Here is a 25461-nt window from a genome sequence, read left to right as displayed (position 1 = left end):
GCGGTGCGGCGCGGCATATTCCTTCTCGAAGAGGTCGACTTCCGGCCCATGAACTCCCGCCGCCCCCTGGAGTACCTGACCTGGCTGACCCGCTACAAGCGCGAGGACGAGACCCGCGAGACGCCCGCACTGACGTCCGGCATGTCGATCAGGTCCCGGGACATCGACCTCGCCGGCGCCTTCTACGCCGTCGGCATCACCGGCCATCCGCAGTTCAAGGCCGTCACGCTGTGGGAGTGCCACGGCGGCTGGGACGGCGGCTGGCGGCAGATGATGGACATCTACCGGGGCGTGGACGACCGGCTGTTCCTGTCGGACATCGACGACCTGCGCTTCTCGGCCTTCTCCCGGCCGCTCGGCGCCGTGCGCGGCACCCCGCCGCTGGACGAGGTCACGCCCGCGGAGTTCTACCTCTTCGAGAGCGCCCGGGTGCGGCCCGGCGCCGCGTCCGACTATCTGGAGGCGGTGCGCGCCGAACGCGCGCCCGTCCTCGCCGAGCACGGCCACCGCCTGGCGGGCCTGTACGAGGTGCTGTACTGCGACACCGAGGCCGTCACCCTGTGGGCGGTCTCCCTGGACGACCACCTGGCCACCCGGCGCGCCCGGGACGCCGCGCTGGGGCTGGACGACGAGGTCGAGCCGGACGGGCGGCTGCTCGCCTGGGACGGGCGGGCCCGCGCGTTCCTCGACGGGCCCTGGCGCGAGACCCTCCTCGCCCCCTTCCCCGGCAGCCGCCTCGCCCCCCGCGGCCTCGACGGCGATGTCATGGACCGTTGACGAGGGCGTTCCAGGTGAGGATGACCGGCTCGCCGTGCTCGAAGCCGAGCCGGGAGTAGGTGCCCGTCTCCAGCCTGAACAGCCGCCCGTCCTCCGGCGGCAGCCCGAGCCAGCGCGCCGTGAGGACCCGCAGCAGGTGCCCGTGCGCGACCAGCGCCACCCGGCCGGGGACCGCGCGGGCACGGGCGATCACCCGGTCGGCGCGCGCGCCCACCTGCGCCGCCGCCTCGCCGGGGTGCTGCTCGTCGCCCGGGGTGACGCCGTCGCGCCACAGGTACCAGCCGGGTCTGGTCCGGCGGATGTCGGGCGTGGTGACGCCCTCGTAGCCGCCGTAGTCCCACTCCCACAGGTCGGGGTCCACCTCGTGGTCCGGCAACCCGGCCAGCTCCGCCGTGCGGCGGGCGCGCTGCGCGGGCGAGGCGAGCACCAGGTCGAACGTGACGCCCTTGACGAGCGGCGCGAGCGCGCGCGCCTGCTCCTCGCCGTGGGCGGTCAGCGGCACGTCGGTGCGCCCGGTGTGCCGGCCCGTACGGCTCCATTCGGTCTCGCCGTGCCTGAGGAGCATCATCTCGTCCATGCCCCCATCATCCCGGCAGGCCCGGTGACGCGGCGGCTCAGGGGGCGGCGAGCTCCTCGACGAGGGGGGCGAAGGTGGCCAGGTCGCGTTCGTAGTGCATGACGAAGTAGGAGACGTCGTGCTCGTCACGCCAGTGCCGGAGCCGGTCCAGCATGTCGCGGCGGGTGCCGAGGAGCACCTGGGGGGTGCCGTTCAGGCGGGCGCTGTCGGCGGCGCTCCACGTCTCGTCGGCCCTGAGCTCGCCGGCCTGCATGACGCTCGTGCCGAGTTCCAGCCGGTCGTAGCGGTCGCCGGCCGCCTCCCTGACCGTGCGGAGCTTGCCGAGGAACGCCTCCAGGCCGCCGTCGCGCTCGTCGGGGCCGCTGCCGTCCCTCTTCGTCCGCATCGTCAGGTGGACGATGTCCGCCTCGCGCGCCGCCAGGCGCAGCATCCGGGGGCCGCCCCCGCCCAGCAGCAGAGGGGGATGCGGCCGCTGCGCGGGCCGGGGCCGCTGGTCCAGGTCGCGTACGCGATAGTGGGCGCCGTCGAAGGTGAACGGCCCGTCTCCCCAGAGCCCCTTCAGCACGGCCAGCGCCTCGGCCAGCCGCCCGACCCGCACCCCGGGCGGGTCCAGCGCCAGCCCGGCCGAGGCGTAGTCGGCCGCCATCCAGCCCGTGCCGATGCCGAGCTCCAGCCGCCCGCCGGACAGCAGGTCGAGCGTGGCCGCCTCCTTGGCGAGCACGGCAGGGTGCCGGAAGTCGTTGGCGAACACCATCGTGCCCACCCGGAGCCGGCTCGTCGCGCACGCCGCCGCCGTCAGCGCCGCCACGGGCGCGAAGCGCGTGCCGACGAGGTGGTCGGGCACCAGCAGCACGTCGAACCCGGCGTCCTCCAGCCGCCTGGCCTTCTCGGCCCACTCCTTGCCGGACTCCGCGTGCCGGACCACCGCGCCGAACCTGAACCGCCGCACCAGAGACCTCCCACTCGACCAAGCGCTTGGGCAAAGTGTACGCCTGCGAGGCTTACCAAGCGCTTGGTTGAAATGCCACACTGGCGCCATGGACATCCCGGTGCGCCAGGTCACCGACGACGAGGTGGCCTTCTTCCACGACCACGGCTGGGCCCGGCTTCCCGGGCTGGTCGCGCCCGAGGCGGTGACCGCGCTGCGCGAGCGGGCGGCCGACCACCTGAGCGAGCGGGAACGGGCCCGCGCCACGCTGGTCGACCAGGCGTTCGGCCAGTCACGCGACATCGCCGAGACCGACGCGGCGTTCCGCGCGCTGGCCCTGCACGGGCGGATGGGCGGCAATGCCGCCCGGCTGCTGCGCGGCGTGCGCGCGGTGCGCGTCCAGGTGACGAACCTGCTGGTCAAGGAGCCGGGTGAGCACGGCGCGACGGAGTTCCACCAGGACTTCCCGTGGATGCCGATGGACCGCTCGGCCATGCTGACGGTCTGGCTGGCCCTGGCCGACGTGCCGGCGGACATGGGCTCGCTGCGCTTCTACAGCGGCTCGCACCGCCACGGGCTGCTCGGGCGCAGCTTCACCCGCACCGGCGACGACCAGCTCACCCAGCACCCGTGGCTCAAGGAACTGGAGCTGTCGCCGCCACTCGACCTCGCTGCCGGGGACGCCACCGTCCACCACGCGCTGACCGTGCACGGCGCGCCCGCCAACCACCGCGACACGCCCCGCCTGTCGTTCACCGTGACCTACTTCGACGCCGACGCGCTCTACACCGGCACCCCGTACCGGCAGACCGACGGGCTCGGCCTGCGGGTGAACGAGCCGTTCGAGCACCCGAGGTTCCCGTGCCCGAGACCGTGAGAGGGCCCGTCGCCGATCTCGGCGCGACGCTCATGCACGAGCACGTCTTCGGCCTGAGCCCGGAGATCCTGTGGAACTGGCCCGACATCCCGGAGGGTTGGGACGAGGAGGCCAGGGCCCGGGAGGCGGCGGCCAAGCTGGAGGCGTTGCGGGCCGAGGGCGTCGACACCATCGTGGACCTCACCGTCGTCGGCCTCGGCAGGTACGTGCCGGCGGTGCAGCGGGTGGCCGAGCTGACCAGCGTGAACATCGTGGCCGCCACCGGCCTGTACACCTACGACGCGCTGCCGCCGTACTTCGCCAACCGGGGCCCCGGCTCGCTGTTCGGCGGGCCCGACCGGCTGGCGGAGTTCTTCGTCCGCGACATCGCCGAGGGCATCGGCAGGACAGGCGTCAAGGCCGCCATGCTCAAGTGCGCCACCGACCGCGCCGGCATGACGCCCGGCTGCGAACGGGTCTTCCGCGCCGTCGCCGAGGCCCACCTGCAGACCGGAGCGCCGATCACCACTCACTCGCACAGCGGCACCCGGGGCGGGCTGGCGCAGCAGCGGCTGCTGGCCTCGCTGGGCGTGGACCTGACCAGGGTGGTCATCGGGCACGCGGGCGACTCCACCGACGTCGCCTACCTGGAGGAGCTGGTCGCGGGCGGCTCGTATCTCGGCATGGACCGCTTCGGCATCGACACCATCAGCCCGTTCGAGGACCGGGTGGCGGTCGTGGCCGAGATGTGCGCGCGCGGGCACGCCGGGCGGATGGTGCTGGGTCACGACTCCTACTGCTTCAACGACCGGTTCGACGCCGAGGTGGTGCGCCGCCGCCACCCGGACTACCACCTGCTGCACGTCTCCCGCGACGTCCTGCCCGAGCTGCGCAGGCGGGGCGTCACCGAGGAGCAGATCCACCAGATGCTCGTGGACAACCCCCGGAGGGTTTTCGCATGATCGAGGACTTCGACGTCGGCTCCGACTGGCACGTTGCCTCGCCCTACCCCTTCCTGGCCAGGCTGCGCGCGGAGCGGCCGGTCTTCCGCAGCGAGCATCTCGGCGCGTACGTGCTCACCCGGCACGCCGACGTGCGCGCGGCCTACGGCGATCCCCGGCGCTTCTCCTCGAAGGGATCGCTGACGATCTCCCGCAGCCTCACCCGGGAGACGCGCGACCGGCTGGGCGAGCACGGCTCGTTCCTGTCGAGCTTCGTGGCCAACGTCGACCCGCCCGACCACACCCGGCTGCGCCGCTCGGTGTCGCGGGCGTTCACGCCCCGGGCCGTCGCGGCGATGGAGGAGCGCTTCCGGCGGCTCAACGAGGACCTGCTCGACCGGATCGGGCCGCGCCGCGCGGCCGACTTCGTCCGCGACATCGGGCACGAGCCGTCGATCAAGCTGACCGCCCGCTTCATCGGCGTGCCCGAGGCCGACGAGGACTTCGTGCAGGCGCACGTCAAGGACTGGTTCCAGCTCTTCCTGTCGCCGCAGCCGCCCGGCCGGCAACTGGAGCTGGCCGGCAGCTTCCTCGACTACCTCGACTACGTGGACCGGCTGGTCGCCGCCCGCGCCAAGGAACCGCGCGACGACTTCACCTCGCTGATGACCTCGCTCATCGGCACCGAGCTGACCCACCGCGAGGTGGTGGAGCTGATCTCCACGATCCTGCTCGGTGGCAACGACACCGTGCCCAACCAGCTCGGCAACACGGTCCTGCGGCTGCTGCGCGAGAACGCCTGGCCGGTCGACCCCGCGCGGATCCGGAACGCGGCCGAGGAGTGCATGCGCATCGACGGGGCCTCCCTCGGCTCCTTCAGGTACGTCACCACCGACGTCACCCTGCACGGCGTGACGATCCCGGCGGGCGCCCTGGTGCTGCTGTCCACCGACTCCGCCGCCCACGACGAGACCGTCTTCCCCGACCCCGAACGGTTCGTGATCGACCGGCCGAACGCCGACGCGCACCTGGTCTTCGGCTACGGCATCCACTTCTGCGTCGGCGCCGCGCTCGGCCGGCTGCAACTGCGCACCGCCCTGGAGGTGCTCGGGCGCCGCCTGCCCACCCTGCGGCTGGTGCCCGGCGAGCCGATCGCCTACCGTCGCTCGATCGTCGGCCGCGGCCTGGCGGCGCTGGCGGTGGAATGGTGACGGGCAGGCTCGACGGGCGGGCCGCGCCCGTCACCGGCGCCGGGCCCGGCATCGGCGCGGCCCGCGCGGCCCGCCGAGGGCACGCGTCCGCCCCATTTGCGTCATTCGTCACAGAAGGCGCAAGCTTTCCCCGATGGTGATGAACCGAGGGGGACACGTGGAACCTGTGGCGGTGGGACTGGTCGGAGCGGGACCGTGGGCGGAGTTGGCGCACGCCCCCATGCTGGCCGCCGGCCCGCACACCCGGCTGGCCGGAGTCTGGGCGCGCCGCCCCGAGGCCGCCGCCCGGCTCGGCGCGCCCGTGTTCGAGCGGGTCGAGGAGCTGTTCGACGCCTGCGAGGCCGTGGCGTTCTGCGTGCCGCCCGCGGTCCAGGCCGAGATCGGCGTCCGCGCGGCGCGGGCGGGCAAGGCGCTGCTGCTGGAGAAGCCGCTCGCCGACTCCCTGGCGAACGCCGAACGGCTGGTCGCGGCCATCGCCGAGGCCGGGGTGGCCTCGCAGATGGTGCTGACCCTCCGCTACGCCGCCGGCACCCGGGAGTTCCTGGCCCGCTGCGCCGAGATCGAGCCGTTCGGCGGCCACGCCGCCAACATCTCGGGCGTGCTGCTGGGCGACCATCCGTTCGCCACGCCGTGGCGGCTGGAGCGCGGCGCGCTGCTCGACGTGGGGCCGCACGTGGTGGACCTGCTCGACGCCGCCCTCGGCCCCGTGACGGGCGTGCGCGCGCACGGCCACCCGCTCGGCTGGACCGGCCTGCTGCTCGACCACGAGGGAGGCGCCGTCAGCGAGGCGTCGCTGTGCATGACCGTCCCGGGCGACACGCCGCCGTCGTCGTTCGCGGTCCACGGCCGCGGCGGCAGCGCGGTGCTCCGGCCGTCCGACGACGACGCGCTGGCCACCGTCGCCGAGGAGTTCGCCCGCACGGTGCGGCAGGGCGGCGGCCACCCCCTCGACGCCGCCCGCGGCCTGCGGCTGCAGCGGATCATCGCCGACGCGGAGGAGCAACTGCGATCCCGGTGACCCCGACCCTTGACGCCGGGCGCGTACGGGGGATTGATAGCGTTTGTCCGACGCGCAGTGCTGCAGCGAAGTCCGGTGCGAGTCCGGCGCTGTCCCGCAACTGTCATAGCCAGGTCGCCTGCCTCTGCGCCGACGTCATCAACCCTCGTGGAAAAGGGTGATCCGTCGCGATTTTGCGGGTCTCTCGGTTCCGACAGTGTGAAAGGACTTCTCGTGAGGCCCGTACGCACGGCCTTCGCGGGCGCGCTGCTGGGAACGCTCGCCGTCCTGGCCGGATGCGGCCAGAGCGGCTCCTCGGCGCCCTCGTCTCCCGCCCCCTCCTCCGCCCGTTCCGCCGACGCTTCGTCCACCGCCTCGCAGGCCGGGTTCCCGGTCACCGTCGAGGCCGCCAACGGCAAGGTCACCCTGGCCAAGAAGCCCGAGCGGATCGTCTCCCTCTCGGCCACCCACACCGAGACCCTGTTCGCGATCGGCGCCGGCCCCCAGGTCATCGCCGTGGACGACCAGTCCAACCACCCGCCGCAGGCGCCCAAGACCGCCCTGTCCGGCTTCAAGCCGAACGTCGAGGCCATCGTCGCCCAGAAGCCCGACCTGGTCATCGTCTCCGACGACATCGACAAGATCGTCGGAGAGCTGGGCAAGCTCAACGTGCCCGTCCTGCAGGAGCCGGCCCCGGCCAAGCTGGAGGACGCCTACGACGAGATCGCCGACCTCGGCGCCGCCACCGGCAACCAGGCCAAGGCCGAGGAGATCGTGGCCGGCATGAAGGCGAAACTGGGTGAGCTGGCCGCCGCCGCGCCCAAGGGCCCCAAGCTCACCTACTACCACGAGCTCGACCAGACGCCGTACGCGGCGACGTCCGGCACGTTCATCGGCCAGATCTACGGCCTGTTCGGGCTGACCAACATCGCCGACAAGGCACCCGACGCGGCCGGCGGATACCCCAAGCTGTCGGCGGAGTTCGTCGCCCAGGCCGACCCCGACCTGATCTTCCTGGCCGACGTCAAGTGCTGCGGGCAGAGCAAGGACACCCTGGCCAAGCGGCCCGGCTGGCAGAAGCTGTCGGCCATCGAGGACGACCAGGTGGTGCAGCTCGACGACGACATCGCCTCGCGCTGGGGGCCGCGCGTCGTGGACCTCGCCGAGTCGATCGGCGCGGCCGTCACCAAGGCCGCCGGCTCGTAGTGCGCCGTTCGGGGGCCGGGCCGCTGTGGGGGGCCGGGGCGCTGGCGGTGCTGGCCTGCTCCATGGTCGCCGGCCTGCTCGGCGGCGCCGCCGACATCTCGCCCTGGCAGGTGGTGCTCCAGGTCGTCGACTGGCTGCCGCTCGTGCACGCCGACTCCGGCCTGGCCCCCGTCGAGCAGGGCCTGCTGTACGAGATCCGGCTGCCCCGCGTGCTCGTCGCGGCCGTGGTCGGCGGGCTGCTGGCGCTGGCCGGGGCCGGATACCAGGGCGTGTTCCGCAACCCGCTGGCCGACCCCTACCTGCTGGGCGCCGCCGCCGGCGCGGGTCTGGCGGCCACGGTGACCATCGTGCTCCTGCCGGCCCCGGCCGCCACCATCCCGGTGGCCGCGTTCGCCGGAGCCGTCGGCGGGGTGCTGCTGGCGTACACGCTGGGCAACACCGCCGGCCGAACGGGCGGCACGGCGGGCGGCACGGCCACGCTGGTCCTCGCCGGGGTGGCCGTCACCTCGTTCCTGACCGCGATCCAGACGTTCGTGCAGCAGTTCAAGGTCGAGGAGCTGCAGCGGATCTACGCCTGGATCCTCGGCGACGTGGGCGGCGGCTGGGCGCAGTTCTGGCTGGTCCTGCCGTACGCCGCGGTCTCCTCCGTCCTGCTGCTGCTGCACGGGCGGATGCTGGACGTGCTGTCCGTGGGCGACGAGGAGGCCACCAGTCTCGGCGTACGCGCGGGCCGGGTCCGGTTCGTGGTCCTGCTCGCCGCCTCGCTGGCCACGGCCGCGGCCGTCGCCGTCAGCGGGCTGATCGGGTTCGTCGGCATCGTCGTGCCGCATGTGGTCAGGCGGCTGGCCGGCGGCTCGTACCGGAGGGTGCTGCCGCTGTCGCTGGTCGGCGGCGCGGCGTTCCTCGTCGTCGCCGACCTCATCGCGCGCACCGTCATCGCCCCGGCCGAGCTGCCCATCGGGGTCGTGACGATGTTCGTCGGCGCGCCGTTCTTCGTCGCCGTGCTTCGCATGACCCGGCAGGCCGCCACATGATCGAGACCGACGCCCTGTCGGTGCGCCTCGGCGAGCGCGAGGTGCTCACCGAGGTCGGGCTGCGGGTGCGGCGCGGCGAGTGGCTGGCCGTGATCGGCCCGAACGGCGCCGGCAAGTCCACCCTCGTCAAGGCCGTGATGGGCCTCGTCGCCCACCGGGGCGAGGTCATCCTCGACGGCCGGCCGGGCGATGCCCTCCGGCCGCGCGAGCGGGCCCGCCTCGTGGCGTACGCGCCGCAGACCCCCGCCCTGCCGCCCGACATGACCGTGTTCGAGTACGCGCTGCTGGGCCGCACCCCGTACATCCCGTACCTGGGCCGGGAGAGCCGCCGCGACAAGGAGATCACGGCCTCCGTGCTCGACCGGCTCGACCTGACCGGCCTGGCGGCGCGGCGCGCCGGCGAGCTGTCCGGCGGCGAACGCCAGCGCGTCGTGCTGGCCAGGGCGCTCGCCCAGCAGGCGCCCGTGCTGCTCCTCGACGAGCCCACCACCGCCCTCGACCTCGGACACCAGCAGCAGGTGCTCGAACTCGTCGACCGCCTGCGGCTCGCCGACGGCCTGACCGTCGTCACCACCCTGCACGACCTGACCGTCGCCGGCCTGTACGCCGACCGGCTGCTCCTGCTCGCCGCGGGCCGCGCCGTGGCCGTCGGCGAACCCGGCCAGGTGCTCACCGAAACCCTCGTCGGCGCGCACTTCGGCGCCCATGTCACGATCGAGCCGGGCCCCGACGGGCGGCCCGTCGTCCATCTCGTCAGGGGAGGACCGTGAAGCTCACCCATCGCGTCGAGGACGGCGCGCGGCTGGGGGCGCTGCTGTGGGAGTTCGGGCCGGGCTGGCGGATGATCTCCTCGGCCATCCTCGGCGGCGGCATCGGGCGGCGCGCCTGGGTGCTGAACGCCCAGGTCGTGGCCGGCTACGCGCGCATGGACCCGGCCGACCACCTCGCCTCGCTGGCGCCCCCCGGGGAGGGCGTCGGCATGATGACGGCCGCCGAGGTCGGCCGGCACGTCGTGGCGGAGGACGCCGGGGTGCGCGCGGTGGCCACGGTCGGGCTGCGCGTCCCCACCTGGGCCGCCGCCCCCGAGGGCGCCGCCGACCCGGAGCTCGCGCCCATGCTGTCGCCCCGCCCGGGCACGATCAACATCATCGCCGCCTTACCGGTCGCGATGACCGACGCCGCCCTGGTCAACGCCGTCATGACGGTGACGGAGGCCAAGACCCAGGCCCTGGTGGAGGTGGGCTACCCGGGCACGGGCACCGCCTCGGACGCGGTCTGCGTAGCGGTCCGCGCGGACGGGCCCCAGGAGCCGTTCGCCGGGCCCCGCTCGACCTGGGGCGCCCGCCTCGCCCGCGCCGTCCACGCCGCCGTCCGCCGCGGCGCCGAAGAGTGGCACGGCCGTGACTGACGGTCACGGAAAATGGGGAAGTAGCATGTGGGCGAAGGCGAGATCCGCGACAATGAGCAGGTGACCGCGATGGCGACGACCGAACCGACCACCGGGCGCACGGTCCTTCCCGGCGTGCCACCCTTCACTGTCGACGACCTGCTCAAGTTCCCCGACGACGGGAACCGCTATGAGCTCTTCAACGGGAGCCTTCTGGTGAGCCCTGCCCCCACCCCCCTGCACCAGCTCGCCATCACCGAGATGCTCTATGTGCTGAGACGAGCGAGCCCCCCGGACCTGGTGCCGCTCACGACCGTGAATCTGCGGGTGAGTGACAAGGACTACTACATCCCCGACATCGTGGTGGTGCCGAAGGCATCGGTGGAGTCTGTTCCGCTGATGTTCTCCCCCAGCGATGTCCGGCTGGCGATAGAGGTGGTGAGCCCCAGCACGCAGGGGCGCGACCGGGCCCTCAAGGCGAGTGCCTACGCGGCGGTCGGCATCCCCTCCTACTGGCGGATCGAGCTTGCCGAAGGCCCCGCCCTCTACGTCTACGAGCTCGACGGCAAGACCTACGGACCGCCGGTCGCGTACAAGGCCGGAACCGTCGTCACCCTGCAGCAGCCGTACACCATCAGCTTCGACCCCGCCGATCTGATCGCCTAGCGGCTGAGCGAGCCGTCCGCCGTGACCCGGACCCCGTAGTCCTCCTCGGCGCCCCGCCGGGTGACGCGGCCCGACGCCAGGTCGGCCGCCACCGCCCCGGGATCGCGCTCCCCGGGCGGGCCGATGCCGCCGCCGCCCGTCGTCTCCACCACGAACGCCTCGCCCGCCGCGAAGCGGACGTTGTTCACCTTGGCCGCGAGCCGTTCCAGCCGCCCGTCCCGGCCGCGTCGCAGGAAGCCGCCCACCCGTCCCGGCAGGCCGCCGTCGCGGCCCGGCGGGGGCAGCCGCAGGCGGTCGCCCCGTGTGGTGACGTGGCACTCGGCCAGGAACCGGTAGACGGTGCGCGAGCCGAGCCCGCCCCGCCACCGGCCGGGTCCGCCCGAGTCGGGGATCGTCTCGATCGACTCCACCACGAGCGGGCAGCGGCTCTCCACCGGCTCGGCCTGGGGCACCGAGTTGCGGCCGATGCCGAAGTGCACGCCCGTCGCGTCCGGCCCGTCGAGCCCCTGCCGCGCACCGACGCCGCCGAAGTCGTAGGCGAGGTGGATCCAGTACGGCGCGCCCACGGCAGCGATCGAGAACGGCTGCAGGATGCCGCTGGCCGCGATGGCCCGCTCCGGCACGGCGTCCGACAGCGCCTGGAAGACGGCCTCCATGGCCGCGTAGATGGGCACGTACCGGCCGCCGCACGGGTGGGGGGAGCGGGCGTTGAGCAGCGACCCCTCCGGCAGTCGCACGTCGAGCGCGCGCAGGCAGCCGTCGTTCATGGGCAGCGCCGGGTCGAGGAAGCAGCGCACGGCGAACACGGCCGCCGCCAGCGACTGGGACGCCGAGGCGTTGATCGCCGCCGGCACCTGCGGGCCGGTCCCGGCGAAGTCCACCACCACGCCGCCGTCGCCGACCGTCACCGCCACCCGCACGTGGTGCGCCACGCCGGGCGTGATCCCGTCGTCGTCGATCGGGTACGCCGCCTCGAACCGGCCCCGGGGCAGCTCGGCCAGCGCCGCCCGGGTCATCGCCTCGGTGTGGTCCAGGTAGTCGTCGATCCCCGCGGCGAGGCCGGCCTCGCCATACTCGCCGATGAGGGCGCCCAGCCGGGCGGCGGCCACGGCCGTGCCGGCGACGAGCGCCCGCACGTCGCCCATGACCTTGTCCGGGGTTCGGCTGTTGGCCCGCAGGATCGCCTCGACGGCGGGTTCCAGGCCGGCGGCGGTGGCCAGGCGGACCGGCGGGAGCTGGAGCCCTTCGAGGAAGACGTCCGTGGCCAGCGGCGCCATGCCGCCGGCGGACAGCCCGCCCAGGTCCGAGACGTGGATCATGGTGGCGGTGAAGTAGGCCGGGGCGCCGCCGGCGAAGACGGGCCGGTAGACCAGCAGGTCGTTGGTGTGCACGCCGCCGCGGTAGGCGTCGTTGAGCACGTACACCTCGCCGGGCGACATCGTGCCGGGCGGGACGTCCTTCAGCAGCTCGGGCAGGGCGGCCCGCAGCGCCATGCTGTTCATGAGCGTGGTCGCCACGGACTGCGCGACCAGCCGCCCGCGCGCGTCCAGGATGGCGGCGGAGGCGTCGGAGCCCTCGACGATGAACGTGGAGTACGCCGAACGGACCACGACGATGCTGGCCTCCTCGGCGGCGACCATGAGCGCGTTGCGCAGCACCTCGGCGGTCAGCGTGTCACGCATCCGGGGCCTCCTCGCGCAGCAGGTGGACGGCTCCGGCCGAGCCGGGGGAAGCGGTCCAGCCGGGCGGCACGACGATCGTGGACTCCGGGTCCTCGACGACGGCCGGGCCGGGCAGCGCGGCCGGCAGGCCGGCGCGGGTGTGCACGGGGACGGCGGTGTAGCCGCCCAGCTCGGGGAAGTACGCCGCCCGCGTGCCCGGGGGCGGCGCGGTCGTCGGGGTCGTCGGGGTCGCGGCGGCCGGCGGCGGGGCGGGGGGCGGGGGGAGGGTGACACGGACGCGGTAGCCGACGAGATCCACCTCGCCCCGCTGCTCGATCCCGTACACCTGGGCGTACCGCGCGAAGAACCCCGACTCCAGCACCTCCGGCGACGGGCTCCACGGCACCGTCAGCTCGTGCGACTGCCCCCGGAACCGGACGTCCACCGACCGCTCCACCCGCACCCCCGGATCGGCCGGTGACACGCCCAGGTCGCCGGCCGCCTCCCGCGCCAGCGCGTCCAGGAGCCCGGCCGGGTCGGCGGCGTCGAGCCGCGACAGCACCCGGTCGGTCGACAGCGCGCCCGCCAGCAGCCCCGCCGCCGACGCCACCCCGCAGTGCGCCGGCACGACGACCCGCCCGATGCCGAACCGCCCGGCCACCCGCGCCGCGTGCATCGGGCCCGCCCCGCCGGAGGCCACCAGCGCGAACCCCCGCGGGTCGATCCCGCGCTGCACGGTCACCACGTGCACGGCCGAGGCCATCGCGGCGCTGACGATCGTGTGCACCGCGAGCGCCGCCTCCGCCCGGGAGACGCCGAGCGGCCCGGCCAGCCGGTCCAGGGCTTTCTCGGCGAGCGGCGGCGACAGCGGGATGGTCGCCGAGCCGAGGTAGCCGAGCACGAGGTTCGCGTCGGTCACGGTCGGGTCGGCGCCGCCGAGGCCGTAGCAGGCCGGGCCGGGGGAGGAGCCGGCCGAGCGCGGGCCGACGCGCAGCGCCCCGGCCGCGTCCAGCCAGGCGATGCTGCCGCCGCCCGCGCCCACCTCCGCCAGGTCGATGGCGGGCGTCTTGATCGGCACCCCGGTGCCGGCCCGCCGGCCGCCGAAGCTGCCCGTGCCGCCCACGTGGAACTCGTGCGTGACCTCCGGCCGGCCGCCGCGCACCGCGCACGCCTTGGCCGTGGTGCCGCCCATGTCGAACGAGATCACGTCCGGGAACCCGGCGCCCGCCGCCGCCAGCACCCCCGCCGCGGGCCCCGACTCGATCGTCGCGACCGCCCGCCGGGCGGCCAGTTCGGCGGAGACGACGCCGCCGCCGGACTCCATGACGTGCACCGGCGCCCGCACCCCCAGCTCGGCCAGCCGGTCGCGCAGCCGCGACAGGTACGAGGCCATGAGCGGCCCGATGTAGGCGGACATGATGGTCGTGGTGGCCCGCTCGTACTCGCGCATCTCCGGCCACACCTGCGACGAGGCGACGACGTCCGGCACCGACTCGCGCAGGATCGCCGCCACCTGCCGCTCGTGCGCCGGGTTGGCGTAGGAGTGCAGCAGGCAGACGGCCGCCGAGGTGATGCCGCGGCGGGCGATCTCGCGGGCCGCCCGCCGTACGGAGCCGGGGTCGAGCGGCGTCATGACCTCCCCGCGCGCCGAGACCCGTTCCACCACCTCGAAGCAGTCGGCCGGGTCCACCGGCGGGGGCGGCGGCGTGAAGCGCAGGTCGTAGCGGTCCTCCTCGACCCGGGCGTAGCGCCCCAGCGGGACGACCGACCGGAACCCGCGGGTGGTGACGAAGGCCACCCGCGCGCCTCTGCGTTCGAGCACCGCGTTCGTGGCCAGCGTGGTGGCGTGGACGACGCGGGTGACGAGAGCGGGGTCGAGGTCGCCGAGCACCCGCGTAACGCCCGTTGCGATCCCCACGATGGGGTCGTCGTGGGTGCTCAAACACTTGGCCACCGTGACCGCCCCCGCGGGGCTGCGCAGGACCACGTCGGTGAAGGTGCCGCCGACGTCCACGCCGATCGCGTACCCCATCTCCGTACGGTAGCCAGTCAAGCAAGCGCTTGTCTATTTTGCTGTCTCTTGACTTACGGCAGCTGATGGGGACCCTTGTGATATCCCTTGCGAAACCGGGAGCGGCGATGGCGCGTCTCACAGCTCTGGCCGGTGGAGCGGCGCTCGCCCTGGCGATGGCGGTGCTGCCCGCCGCCCTGCCCGCGATGGCGCACGACCACCCGAGCGGCATCACCGACCTGGTGACCCCCGCCGTGGTGCGCGTCGAGGCCACGGCGCACGTGGACATCACGCTCCTCGACCACATCGGCGATCTCGTCCACGTCGAGCGCTCCTACGACGTGCCCATCGGCGCCGGCACCGGCACCGTCGTCAGTCCCGAGGGCGCCATCGTCACGCTCACCCGGACCGTCAAGAGCGAGCAGGACGTGGCGGTCTACGCGGCCAACAAGATCTTCGCCGAGCACCACGACGTGAAGATCCCGGCCGACTTCGAGCGGCACTCGCTCAAGGACGACGTGCTCGACCGGCACCTCAAGCAGTGCTACCCGCCCCTGTCGTCGCGGGCCACCTGCATCATCGACGTCACCACCGACATCACGGTCTTCCCCAACGTCTCGCCCGCCGACCCCAAGGGACTCAAGGCCGACCTGGTCAAGGCCGGGCCGCGGCCCGACAGCCCGGCCGTGCTGATGACGTCAAGCCGGGTCGTCGGCAGCGTCGGCCTGCCCACCGCGCCGCTCGCCGACAAGGTGCCCGAGGCGCAGGGCTCGCCGGTCGGCGTGGCCGGCTTCCTCGGCCGGCCCGGGGCGGACGTGCCGTACACGGTGGAGATCGCCCACCTGGGCAGGGGCGGCGGGACGGGCGAGACCGGCAGGCCGTTCCTCGACCCCGACAAGAAGGTGGACGAGCCCGTCAAGCTGGGCGGCCTGGCCGACCGCGGCATGCGCGGCGCCCCCGTCATCGGCGACAAGGACGGCCACGTGATCGGCATACTGATCGGCGGCGGCAAGGACGCCAGGATGATCGGCGTCCGCGAGGTCACCGGCGCGCTGACCAAGGCCGGGGTCGCCCCGCGCCGGGGTGCGATCGACGCGGCGTTCGAGGCGGCCCTGACCCGCTACCACACCAAGTACTTCACCGAGGCCGCGCCGGGCTTCCAGCGCGTGCTGGAGCTCTACCCGGGCAACGTGGTGGCCGCCGCGCTGCTGAAGGAGTCGCTGGCCAGGCGCGGCGGCCCCGAGGACCTGGGCGCCCGGCGGGCCGTCGCGCCGTCGGGCGGCTCGATGCCGCTGTGGCCGTTCATCGTGGCAGCCGGGGTGCTGTTCGTGGTGGCGGCCCTCGGGGCGATCCTGCTCTGGCGGCGAGGCCGCACGCCCGAGCCGGAGCAGGAGCTCCCACCGCCGGTCGCCACGCAGCCCTCGCCGCCTCCCGACGAGGGCGCCAGCCAGACGGTGGTCGTGCGCCGCTCCCAGCCGTTCGCGGTGATCCCGCAGCAGAAGCAGGTGCTGACCGCCCCCGACTCCCCGCCGGAGAGCCCGGTCGTCTACTGCACGGCGTGCGGGATGCGGCTGGGGCCGGCCCACCGGTTCTGCGGCTACTGCGGTCACCCCAGCGAGACGTGATGCACGCCAACGACCGATCGCTCGTGGGCCAGGAGGTGGCCGGCTACTTCATCGAGGACATCGTCGGCAAGGGTGGCATGGCCGTCGTCTACCTGGCGCTCGACCCCCGGCTCAGCCGCCGCGTGGCCCTGAAGATCCTCAACCCGGTGCTCAGCGTCGACGACCGCTTCCGGCAGAGGTTCATCCTGGAGTCCAGGACGGTCGCCAGCATCGAGCACCCCAACATCATCCCGATCTACGAGGCCAACACCGACGCCGACGGCGTGCTCTACATCGCGATGCGCTACGTGGACGGGCTCGACCTGCGCCGCCTCATCAACGACCGGGGCCCGTTGCCGCTCGGGCAGGCCAACCAGATCTTTGCCCAGGTGGCCGCCGCGCTCGACGCCGCCCACGCGCACGACCTGATCCACCGCGACGTCAAGCCGGCCAACATCCTGCTGGCGGGCGACCACGTGTACCTCACCGACTTCGGCATCACCAAGCACCGCACGTCCATCTCCGGGCTGACCCAGACCGACCAGTTCATCGGCACGCCCCGCTACATGTCGCCCGAGCAGATCAACAAGGAGCACATCGACGGCCGGGCAGACCAGTACGCCCTGGCCTGTGTCGTCTACGAGGCGCTGGCCGGGAGGCTGCCCTTTCAGCGCGACAACGACATCGCGCTGCTGTGGGCGCACCTGGCCGAGCAGCCCACGCCGCTGTCGCAGATGAGGCCGGAGCTGCCGCCGCAGGTGGACGCGGTGATGGCCCGGGCGCTGGCCAAGTCGCCCGAGCGGCGCTACCCGAACTGCTCGGCGTTCGTCACCGCGCTGCGCGACGCGATCAGCGGCGGGTTGCCGGAGGCCGTCCCCGTGGCGGCGGCCTTCCCGGCCCGCCGCCGCGGCACGGGCCGTACGGGGCGCGGGAGCCGGCTGCCCGTCATCGCCGCCACGATCACCGCCGCCGTCGCGGCTCTCGTCCTCGTGGTGCTGGTCGTGGTCAGCCAGCGGGGCGAGTCGTGGGCCCGCTACCAGAGCACCCCGGCAGCGCCGCTGAGCTTCGAGTACCCGGAGGGCTGGACCGTGCGCACGCACGAGGACCTGTTCGCGCTGGCCTCGCCGCGGGCCGCCGACTTCGAGTCGCTGTTCGTCTCCGGGGCGGGCGCCGACTGGACGAACGTGGCGCCGATCATCACCGAGGAGCCCGACAGCGCCACGGGCGTGTACGTGCAGCTCTCCGACACGCTCAGCACCACCGCCACCGACGTCCAGATGAAGGCGATGCTCGAAGGGCTGCTGCCCGGCAAGATCGACGTCAGCGGCCCGGTGCCCGAGCAGGCGGGCGACGCCCCGGCCACGCGCTACCTCGGCTCGCTGACCGACCGTGAGAGCGGCGCCCGGCTGGGCTTCGTCGGCTACGTCGTCGAACGCGAGCCCAAGCCGCTGCTGCTGCTGTACTTCTGCGCCAGGAACACCTGTGACGACACCACCCAGGCCCGGGTGAGGCAGAGCGTGCGGCTGTCGTGAGCCGCGACTGACGACGAGCTTGTAAGTGACTTGCGTACGGCTTGACCTGGGTGTTCAACGCCCGTGGCGTTGTCTACGCTCCGCCTGTGGGAATACGCATCGTCATCGTGGACGACCAGGCGATGATCAGGGCCGGGCTGCGCATGATCGTCGAGACCGAGCCCGGCATGGAGGTGGTCGGCGAGGCGGCCGACGGGCGTGAGGCGATCGCCGTGGCCAGGCGGACCCGGCCGGACATCGTCCTCATGGACATCTCGATGCCGCGCCTCGACGGGCTGTCGGCGGCCAGGGAGCTGCTCGACGCCCCCTCGCCGCCGAAGGTGATCACGCTGACCACGTTCGACAGCGACGAGAACCTCTACGCGGCGCTGCAGGCGGGCACCAGCGGCTTCCTGCTGAAGGTGTCGCCGCCGGAGCAGCTCATCGAGGCGATCAGGGTGGTGCACGCGGGCGACGCGCTGCTCGACCCGGCCGTGACCAGCCGGGTGATCGCCACCTTCGCCAGCCGGCGCGAGCCGGCGCCGTCGCCCCGGCTGGCGGAGCTGACCCCGCGCGAGCTGGAGGTGCTCCGGCTGCTGGCGCGTGGCATCACCAACGCCGAGATCGCGGGGGAGCTGTACGTCGGCGAGGCGACGGTCAAGACGCACGTGGCCCGGGTGCTGATGAAGCTCGGCCTGCGCGACCGGGCGCAGGCCGTCGTGTTCGCCTACGAGACGGGGGTGGTGCGGCCCGGCGTGACCTGAGTCTCATCCTGTGGACCTTTTTTGGGGTTTTCGGCTGACCTGTGTGTATATTTTCCGTTAGAACGCGGGAGACACAGGAGATCTTTCATGCAGGCTTTCCCGAGGGTCCTGTTCGACGAGGCGCACAGCGAGTCGTGGACGATCCGGCGCGAGGTGGCCGAGGCCATCAACCCCGCCCACCCCGACGACAACAGCTACGCCCGGGCCGCCGCGCTGCTGCGGCACCTGGGGCACACGGTGACCGCCCACACGGCCGGCCCGCTCACCGCCGAGACGCTCGCCGGGCACGACGTCCTGGTCATCGCGCACCCGGCGGGAGAGCACTGGGAGCGCACCACCGGGCTCGGCAGCCCCGTCTTCTCCGCCGCGGAGATCGACGCCGTCCGCGACTTCGTGGCCGGCGGCGGCGGGCTCGTCGTGCTGGCCGAGGAGGAGCAGGACAAGTACGGCAACAACCTGGCCGAACTGCTCGCCCCGTTCGGCGTCGGCATCGGGCACACCACCGTCCGCGACCCCCGCAACGCCCACCGCGACGTCGCCACCTGGGTCGTCGCCCGGCCGGCCACCACCGACGGGCTGCTGGCCGGCGTCAAGAGCGCCTGCTTCTACCGCTCCGGCGTGCTGGTCCCCGGCGAGGACGCGACCGTCCTGTTCGCCACCGGGCCGTCCGCCGCCCCGGCGGCCGCCCCGCTGGCCGTCTCCGTGCGCCACAGCCGGGGCCGCGTCGTCGTCTTCGCCGACTCCGACCTGTTCGGCGACGACTCCCTCGACGACCACGACCACCGCAGGCTCTGGGGGAACGTCGTCACCTGGGCCGCCCGCGTCCCCGACCCGGCCGCCGCCGCGCCGGGCGGCGGCGACGGCGTCAAGGCCGCGCTGTTCGCCGAGCTCAAGGCGGCCGTCGAGGAGCTGCGCCCGCTGCAGGTCAAGGACGGCTCGGTGCCCGAGGGCAAGGAACGGGCCAAGGAGCTCGTCGGCGTGATCGCCGCCAAGGTGGGCGAGCTGGCGCCGCACTTCCCGCACGACGCCGCCTACCTGGAGGCCGTGCGCGCCGACCTCGCCGCGTGGGCCGGCCGCGACCTCGACGTGCCCGACTTCCTCGACTCGCTGAACCTCTTCCACCCCGACACCCAACGGGTCGACGGCCTGGAGCACCTGGTGGTGTTCCCCATGTACACCCAGAACGGCAACCCCAACCGCAACCTGGAGGCGGTCTGGCTGCGCACCATCTGGCCCGGCTGGCTGGCCGAGGTGGAGGCGGGCGGCTACGACAACCCCATGTTCGTGCCGGTCGCGTTCGAGGACTTCACCTCCGGCTACGACACCCACTCGGCCGTGCTGTTCCCCGAGACCGTCGCCGTGCGGCAGGCCCCCGAGCGCTTCACCTGGGGCGGCATCTTCGCCGACCGCGAGGCCGCCAGGTTCCGGGCCGTCTCCACGGCGGCCACGGCCACCCTGCGCCTCGACCTGCCGCCGGACGCCGCCCGGCTGCTGGAGTCGCAGCGGCTCGCCCAGGACACCTTCGTGCTGTGGGACCTGGTGCACGACCGCACCCACAGCCACGGCGACCTGCCGTTCGACCCGTTCATGATCAAGCAGCGGATGCCGTACTGGCTGTACTCGCTGGAGGAACTGCGCTGCGACCTGACCGCGTTCGGCGAGGCCGTCAAGCTGGAGGAGCAGGGCGTGCCGTACGCCCGCCACGTCCAGCACGCGATCCTGTTCGACCGGCTGTTCCGCTTCCCCATCACCGGTGAGCGGGTGCGCAACTACGACGGGCTCGGCGGCCAGCTCCTGTTCGCCTACCTGCACCGCAACGACATCGTCCGCTGGACCGACAACCGGCTCACCATCGACTGGGAGCGGGCCGCCGACGGCGTGGCCGACCTGCGCGGCGAGGTCGAGAAGCTCTACCGCGACAGCATCGACCGCTCCAAGCTGGCCCACTGGCTGGCCGCCTACGAGCTGGTCAGCGCCTATGTCGAGCCGCACCCGGCCTCGACCTGGGCCAAGGGCGTCGAGGCGCTGCCGGAGGAGCAGAAGGCCAAGGTGGACGCGGTCCTGCCGGACGAGTTCCCCCTGAGCATGTTCTACGAGGCGCTGCGCCGTAAGCTGGCCGACGTGGTCGAGTCGACGAAGGGGATCCGCGGATGATCATTCTGGTGACGGGCGGCGGCGGTCCCACCGGCCAGGCCGTGTCCGAACACTTCCGCGAGCGGGGCCACACGGTCATCGCGGTCGACCGGGACGACGTTGATCTGCTCGACCGCGCGGCCGTCCAGGACCTCGCCGCGCGCATCGAGAAGGAGCACGGCGGCGTCGACGGCGTGGTGCACCTGGTCGGCGGCTGGCGCGGCGGCAAGTCCTTCGCCGAAACCAGCCTGGACGACTGGGACCTGCTCCACGACCTGCTGATCCGCACGCTCCAGCACGTGTCACTGGCCTTCGAGCCGCACCTGCGGCGCAGCCCCGACGGCCGCTTCGTGATCGTCTCCGCCAAGGCCGCCGAGCGGCCCACGGCGGGCGGGGCCGCCTACTCCGCCGCCAAGGCCGCGGCCGAGGCGTGGACACTGTCGCTGGCCGACGCCCTGCGCGGCACCGGCAGCGCCGCCACCATCCTCGTCGTCAAGGCCCTGGTCAACGACGCCATGCGGGCGGCCAACCCCGAGGGGCGCTTCCCCGGGTTCACCGACGTGCGCGACCTGGCCCGAGCGATCGGCGAGCTGTACGAGCGACCGGCAGGCGACGTCAACGGCATCCGATGGGACCTCACCCAGTGACCGTCCGGCACGACCCCGCGCTCAAGGCGTTCGCCAGCGACAACTACGCCGGCGTGCACCCCGAGATCCTGGCCGCCATCGCCGAGGCCAACGGCGGCCACCAGATCGCCTACGGCGACGACGTCTACACCGAGGCGCTGCAGGACGTCTTCCGGCGGCACTTCGGCGAGCGGGCGCACGCCTGGCCGGTGTTCAACGGCACCGCCGCCAACGTCGTCTCGCTGCGCGCCATGACCGCCCACTGGGAGGCGGTCATCTGCGCCGAGACCGCCCACATCCACACCGACGAGGGCGGCGCGCCCGAGGTGACGGGCGGCATCAAGCTGCTGACCGTCCCCACACCCGACGGCAAGCTCACCCCCGAGCTGATCGACCGCCAGGCATGGGGCTTCGGCGACGTGCACCGGGCCCAGCCGCGCGTGGTGTCGATCTCCAACACCACCGAGCTGGGCACCGTCTACACGCCGGAGGAGGTGGCCGCGATCTGCGCCCACGCCCACGGCCTGGGCCTGCTCGTCCACCTCGACGGCTCGCGGCTGACCAACGCCGCCGCCGCCCTCGACGTGCCGATGCGGGCGCTGACCACCGACGCGGGCGTTGACGTGCTCTCGTTCGGCGGCACCAAGATCGGCATGCTGTACGGCGAGGCCGTCGTGGTGCTCAACCCCGAGGCGGCGACCGGCGTCGACTACCTGCGCAAGACGTTCATGCAGCTCTCGTCGAAGATGAGGTTCGTCTCGGCCCAGTTCGAGGCGCTGCTGTCGGGCGACCTGTGGCTGCGCAACGCCCGGCGGGCCAACGCCATGGGCCGGCGGCTGGCCGAGGCGGTGAGCGGCCTGCCCGGCGTCGAGGTGCCGCGCCCGGTGCAGGCCAACGCGGTCTTCGCGATCCTGCCCCGCGACGTCACCGAGCGGCTGCAGAAGCGCTTCCGCTTCTACACCTGGAACGAGGCGACGGGCGAGGTGCGCTGGATGTGCGCCTTCGACACCACCGAGGAGGACGTCGACGCCTTCGCCGCCGCCGTCGCGGAGGAGCTGGCCTGACCGAGCGGAGCGGCCGCCCCGGGTGACACCGCCCCGGGCCGGCCGCTCCGTCGTCTCCGGGCCGTTGGATGTTCACGTGAACACGGATGGCTGCTGCGTCAGCTAACGTGCGAGCGATAGAACCGGCATAAAATACCCCAACCGTCGGAGACTGTTGACGAGCGGCCATGTTTACGTGAACATCAGGCGGGTGACAGCAGACGGGGCGCCACCGGCAGGCGCGCGGCGCTCGCCGAGGCGGCCCTCCATGGCCGACGTCGCGGCGCTGGCGGGCGTGTCCAGTCAGACCGTCTCCCGGGTCGCCAACCACCGCAGCAACGTCGAGGAGGAGACCCGGCAGCGGGTCCTGTCGGCCATGCGGGTGCTCGGCTACCGGCCCAACACCGCCGCCCGCGCGCTGGTCACCGGCCAGTTCCGCACCCTGGGGCTGATCAGTTTCGGTCTCGGCAACTTCGGCAACGCCCGCACCGTCGACGCCGTCGTCAGGGCGGCCCAGCGCGCCGACTACACCGTCAACATGGTCGCCATCGAGGCGCAGACCGAGCAGGCCGTGCACGCGGCGTTCGACCGGCTCACCATGCAGGCGGTCGACGGCATCGTGCTCATCGAGGCGCAGATCCTCGACACCCCGGCGCTGCGCCTGCCGAGCGGCGTGCCCGTCGTGACGGCTGACGGCGACGCCGGCCACCGCCACGCCACGGTCGACACCGACCAGGCCCTCGGCGCCCGGCTCGTCACCCGACACCTGCTCGACCTGGGCCACGACACCGTCTGGCACGTCGCCGGTCCCGAAGACTCCCACGCCGCCCGGCGTCGCGCCGAGTCCTGGCACGCCACGCTGACGGAGGCCGGAGCCACGGTGCCGCCGGTGCTGTTCGGCGACTGGAGCGCCGCCGGCGGCTACGAGGCCGGCCGCCACCTGGCCCGACGGCCCGGCGTGACGGCCGTCCTCGCCGCCAACGACCAGATGGCCCTCGGCGTGACGCGCGCGCTCGCCGAGGCCGGGCGGCGCATCCCCGGCGACGTGAGCGTCGCCGGGTTCGACGACCTCGACGAGGCCGCGTTCTTCTCCCCGCCGCTCACCACCGTCCGCCAGGACTTCGACGTGGTGGCGGAGCGGATCGTCGCCCTCCTGGTCGGCCAGATCGAGACCGGGCGCACGCCGGCCACCGCCGTCCTCGTGCCGCCGCGACTCGTCGTCCGCGACAGCACCGGCGCGCCACCGCCCCGCTGACCAGCCCGTACCCGCGCCACCTGACAGACCGGACAGACCAGCGAAAGGAGGAGCGGCCCGCCCGCGCACGCCCCGGGCCGGCCGCGCCGACGATGAACGCCGCACCCCAGCACCCCGCACCGGCCTCACCCGCAGCACCCGCAGCACCCGCAGCACCCGCGGCGGTAGACATGACAGCATCCACGGCGGCGTCCACAGCGGCGTCCACTACGGCGGCGTCAACGGCCGGCCGGCTCTGGAGCCGGCTCGGCGGCGTGGCCTTCGGCGGCGACTACAACCCCGAGCAGTGGCCCGCCGAGACCCGGGCCGAGGACCTGCGCCTCATGGGCGCGGCCGGCGTCAACCTCGTCACCATCGGCGTCTTCGCCTGGGCCCGCGTCGAGCCGGCCCGCGACGCCTACGACTTCTCCTTCTTCGACCGGGTCATGGACGACCTGCACGCCCACGGGATCACCGCCGACCTCGCCACCATGACCGCCTCGCCGCCGCCGTGGCTGGCCCACGAGCACCCCGAGATCCTGCCGGTCACCGCCGAGGGCACCGTGCTCGGCCCCGGCGGCCGGCAGCACTTCTGCCCGTCCAGCCCCGTCTACCGCGAGCGCGCCGCCGCGCTGGTCGAGCGGCTGGCCGCACACTACCGCGGCCACCCCGCCCTCGGGCTGTGGCACGTCGGCAACGAGTACGGCTGCCACATCCCCGCCTGCTACTGCGACGTCTCCGCCGCCGACTTCCGCCGCTGGCTGCGCGAGCGGTACGCGGGCGACATCGACGCGCTCAACGACGCCTGGTCCACCGACTTCTGGTCGCAGCGCTACGCCACCTTCGACCACATCCGGCCGCCCCGCGTCGCCCCCACCTACCCCAACCCGGCCCAGCAGCTCGACTACCTGCGCTTCGGCAACGAGGCGCTGCGCGGCTGCTTCGAGACCGAGGCCGCCATCCTGCGCCGGGTCACGCCCGAGGTGCCGATCACCACGAACTTCCTGCTCGGCCTCAAGGCCGTCGACGTCTTCGACTGGGCTCCCCGGCTGGACGTCGTCGCGGTCGACTCCTACCCCGACCCGCACGACGAGCGCCCCCACCTGTACCCGGGCCTGACGTACGACACCATGCGGGGCTCCCGCGGCGGCGAGCCGTGGATCCTCATGGAGCAGGCCCCGAGCGCCGTCAACTGGCGCTCCAGGAACGCCGTCAAGGAGCCGGGCCGGATGCGGCTGTGGAGCTGGCAGGCGGTGGCCCACGGCGCCGACGCCGTGCTGTACTTCCAGTGGCGGCAGTCACGCGGCGGCGCGGAGAAGTTCCACTCGGGCATGGTGCCGCACGCCGGCACCGACAGCCGGGTGCACCGCGAGATCACCGAGCTCGGCCGGGAGCTGGCCGCGCTGCCCGACCTGGCGGGCACCCGGGTGCGCAACCAGGTGGCGCTGCTGCTCGACTGGAACAGCTGGTGGGCCCTGGAGCTCGACTCCCACCCCTCCGACGCGGTGCGGCAGAAGGACCGGCTGCTCGACCACTACGGCCCGCTGTTCGACCTCGGCGCGGGCGTGGACGTGGTGCCGCCGTCGGCCGACCTGAGCGGCTACTCCCTGGTCGTCGTCCCCAACCTCTACCTCCTGCGCGAGGAGGACGCCGAGCGGATCACCTCCTACGTGCGCGGGGGCGGGGCGCTGGTCGTCTCCTTCTTCAGCGGCATCGTGGACGAGCACGACCGGGTCCACCTGGGCGGCTACCCGGCCCCGCTGCGCGAGGTGCTCGGGGTGCGGGCCGAGGAGTTCTGCCCGGCCGCCGAGCACGAGACGTTCCCGGTACGGGGACACGGTGCGCTCGACGGCGTGGCCGGGGTCGCCGACCTGTGGCGGGAGGACCTGCGGCTGACCGGGGCCGAGGCCGAGCTGGTCTTCGACGCCCCCGGCTGGTCGGGGCGGCCCGCGGCCACCCGGCACGCCTACGGCTCGGGCGTCGCCCGCTACCTGCCGACCCGGGTGGACGAGGCGACCATGCGGGCGCTGCTCGGCCGGGCGCTGGCCGAGGCCGGGGTGCGGCCGGTCGTCGAGGGGCTGCCGGCGGGCGTCCAGGCGAGCCTGCGCACCGGCGCCGGGCGTTCCTTCCTCATCCTGCTCAACCACACCGACGGCAAGCAGGACGTCACGCTCGACGGAGACTGGACGCCCGCGCTGGAGCCGGCGGACGGGCCCGTCCGCGCCGTCACCCTCCCGCCGTGGGGTGTCACCGTCCTGCGCGCCACCACCCCGTAGCGCCCGCGCCGGGGCCCG

Annotated in this window: 22 protein-coding genes; 18 read left to right on the top strand and 4 right to left on the bottom strand. The window is 73.5% G+C overall.

Translation table 11 applies throughout. The annotated features are described in order from the left end of the window. Positions 1–3 precede the first annotated feature (3 nt). A complete protein-coding gene (locus tag FHU36_RS03975; protein WP_185082440.1) occupies positions 4–777 on the top strand; it encodes a hypothetical protein in 774 nt (257 codons plus the stop codon). On the opposite strand, the gene FHU36_RS03970 is transcribed toward FHU36_RS03975, so the two are convergent. Together FHU36_RS03970 and FHU36_RS03965 are read right to left on the bottom strand one after the other, a co-directional pair. After that, positions 764–1354 (bottom strand): histidine phosphatase family protein, encoded by a 591-nt coding sequence (locus tag FHU36_RS03970; RefSeq protein ID WP_185082439.1) that lies wholly within the window; start codon positions 1352–1354, stop codon positions 764–766. The two genes, FHU36_RS03975 and FHU36_RS03970, sit on opposite strands and share 14 nt — an antisense overlap. Positions 1355–1391: 37 nt before the next feature. Then, a complete protein-coding gene (locus FHU36_RS03965; RefSeq protein WP_312891427.1) occupies positions 1392–2303 on the bottom strand; it encodes a TIGR03621 family F420-dependent LLM class oxidoreductase in 912 nt (303 codons plus the stop codon). Between the two features lie 88 nt (positions 2304–2391). Between FHU36_RS03965 and FHU36_RS03960 the strand changes: the two genes are divergently transcribed. The 9 genes from FHU36_RS03960 (at position 2392) to FHU36_RS03920 (ending at position 10580) form a co-directional block, all read left to right on the top strand. Next, the gene (locus tag FHU36_RS03960) at positions 2392–3159 is read left to right on the top strand and encodes a phytanoyl-CoA dioxygenase family protein (protein ID WP_185082438.1); all 768 of its coding nucleotides are present in this window, start codon (positions 2392–2394) and stop codon (positions 3157–3159) included. Continuing rightward, positions 3144–4100, top strand: a complete 957-nt coding sequence (locus FHU36_RS03955; RefSeq protein WP_312891426.1) for a phosphotriesterase family protein — start codon at positions 3144–3146, stop codon at positions 4098–4100. Before FHU36_RS03960 ends, FHU36_RS03955 begins: the two co-directional genes overlap by 16 nt. Then, positions 4097–5290: a cytochrome P450 gene (locus FHU36_RS03950; RefSeq protein ID WP_185082437.1), complete on the top strand. Its 1194-nt coding sequence runs from the start codon at positions 4097–4099 to the stop codon at positions 5288–5290. The genes FHU36_RS03955 and FHU36_RS03950 overlap by 4 nt, the downstream gene beginning before the upstream one ends. Before the next feature lie 172 nt (positions 5291–5462). Next, a complete protein-coding gene (locus FHU36_RS03945; RefSeq protein WP_312891425.1) occupies positions 5463–6308 on the top strand; it encodes a Gfo/Idh/MocA family protein in 846 nt (281 codons plus the stop codon). A 213-nt stretch (positions 6309–6521) separates the two neighbouring features. After that, entirely contained in the window at positions 6522–7493 is a 972-nt protein-coding gene (locus tag FHU36_RS03940) for an ABC transporter substrate-binding protein (RefSeq protein WP_185082435.1), read from the top strand. A gap of 62 nt (positions 7494–7555) precedes the next feature. Continuing rightward, on the top strand, positions 7556–8527 hold the full coding sequence (locus FHU36_RS03935) for a FecCD family ABC transporter permease (protein WP_185084597.1): 972 nt from the start codon (positions 7556–7558) through the stop codon (positions 8525–8527). Beyond that, the gene (locus FHU36_RS03930) at positions 8524–9297 is read left to right on the top strand and encodes an ABC transporter ATP-binding protein (protein ID WP_185082434.1); all 774 of its coding nucleotides are present in this window, start codon (positions 8524–8526) and stop codon (positions 9295–9297) included. Before FHU36_RS03935 ends, FHU36_RS03930 begins: the two co-directional genes overlap by 4 nt. Further along, entirely contained in the window at positions 9294–9935 is a 642-nt protein-coding gene (locus tag FHU36_RS03925) for an adenosylcobinamide amidohydrolase (protein WP_185082433.1), read from the top strand. The genes FHU36_RS03930 and FHU36_RS03925 overlap by 4 nt, the downstream gene beginning before the upstream one ends. Before the next feature lie 27 nt (positions 9936–9962). Further along, positions 9963–10580, top strand: a complete 618-nt coding sequence (locus FHU36_RS03920; protein ID WP_185082432.1) for a Uma2 family endonuclease — start codon at positions 9963–9965, stop codon at positions 10578–10580. On the opposite strand, the gene FHU36_RS03915 is transcribed toward FHU36_RS03920, so the two are convergent. After that, complete coding sequence (locus FHU36_RS03915) at positions 10577–12262, bottom strand: hydantoinase B/oxoprolinase family protein (RefSeq protein ID WP_185082431.1); 1686 nt, start codon at positions 12260–12262, stop codon at positions 10577–10579. The genes FHU36_RS03920 and FHU36_RS03915 overlap by 4 nt on opposite strands. After that, positions 12255–14273 carry a hydantoinase/oxoprolinase family protein gene (locus tag FHU36_RS03910; protein ID WP_185082430.1) on the bottom strand — a complete coding sequence of 673 codons (2019 nt, stop codon included), beginning with the start codon at positions 14271–14273 and terminating at the stop codon, positions 12255–12257. Before FHU36_RS03910 ends, FHU36_RS03915 begins: the two co-directional genes overlap by 8 nt. A gap of 107 nt (positions 14274–14380) precedes the next feature. Here FHU36_RS03910 and FHU36_RS03905 point away from each other — a divergent pair, with 107 nt between their 5' ends. The 8 genes from FHU36_RS03905 to FHU36_RS03870 all read left to right on the top strand — a co-directional run bounded on the left by FHU36_RS03905 (position 14381) and on the right by FHU36_RS03870 (position 25443). Next, entirely contained in the window at positions 14381–15877 is a 1497-nt protein-coding gene (locus tag FHU36_RS03905; protein WP_185082429.1) for a zinc ribbon domain-containing protein, read from the top strand. Continuing rightward, positions 15877–17388, top strand: coding sequence for a serine/threonine-protein kinase (locus FHU36_RS03900; RefSeq protein WP_185082428.1), 1512 nt, complete (start codon positions 15877–15879; stop codon positions 17386–17388). The genes FHU36_RS03905 and FHU36_RS03900 overlap by 1 nt, the downstream gene beginning before the upstream one ends. Before the next feature lie 86 nt (positions 17389–17474). Then, positions 17475–18131, top strand: coding sequence for a response regulator (locus tag FHU36_RS03895; protein ID WP_185082427.1), 657 nt, complete (start codon positions 17475–17477; stop codon positions 18129–18131). Between the two features lie 87 nt (positions 18132–18218). Beyond that, positions 18219–20285, top strand: coding sequence for a DUF6421 family protein (locus tag FHU36_RS03890; protein WP_185082426.1), 2067 nt, complete (start codon positions 18219–18221; stop codon positions 20283–20285). Beyond that, a complete protein-coding gene (locus tag FHU36_RS03885) occupies positions 20282–20911 on the top strand; it encodes an SDR family NAD(P)-dependent oxidoreductase (protein ID WP_185082425.1) in 630 nt (209 codons plus the stop codon). Before FHU36_RS03890 ends, FHU36_RS03885 begins: the two co-directional genes overlap by 4 nt. After that, on the top strand, positions 20893–21954 hold the full coding sequence (locus FHU36_RS03880; RefSeq protein ID WP_185082424.1) for a threonine aldolase family protein: 1062 nt from the start codon (positions 20893–20895) through the stop codon (positions 21952–21954). The genes FHU36_RS03885 and FHU36_RS03880 overlap by 19 nt, the downstream gene beginning before the upstream one ends. 247 nt (positions 21955–22201) lie before the next feature. Further along, positions 22202–23188 carry a LacI family DNA-binding transcriptional regulator gene (locus FHU36_RS03875; RefSeq protein ID WP_185082423.1) on the top strand — a complete coding sequence of 329 codons (987 nt, stop codon included), beginning with the start codon at positions 22202–22204 and terminating at the stop codon, positions 23186–23188. 170 nt (positions 23189–23358) lie between these two features. Continuing rightward, the gene (locus tag FHU36_RS03870) at positions 23359–25443 is read left to right on the top strand and encodes a beta-galactosidase (protein WP_185082422.1); all 2085 of its coding nucleotides are present in this window, start codon (positions 23359–23361) and stop codon (positions 25441–25443) included. The last annotated feature ends 18 nt before the right edge of the window (positions 25444–25461 follow it).

The organism is Nonomuraea muscovyensis (assembly GCF_014207745.1).
In the GTDB taxonomy this organism is placed as follows: domain Bacteria; phylum Actinomycetota; class Actinomycetes; order Streptosporangiales; family Streptosporangiaceae; genus Nonomuraea; species Nonomuraea muscovyensis.
The sequence above is the reverse complement of the archived record's forward strand: the minus strand, read 5'-3'. Positions and strand labels throughout refer to the sequence as shown.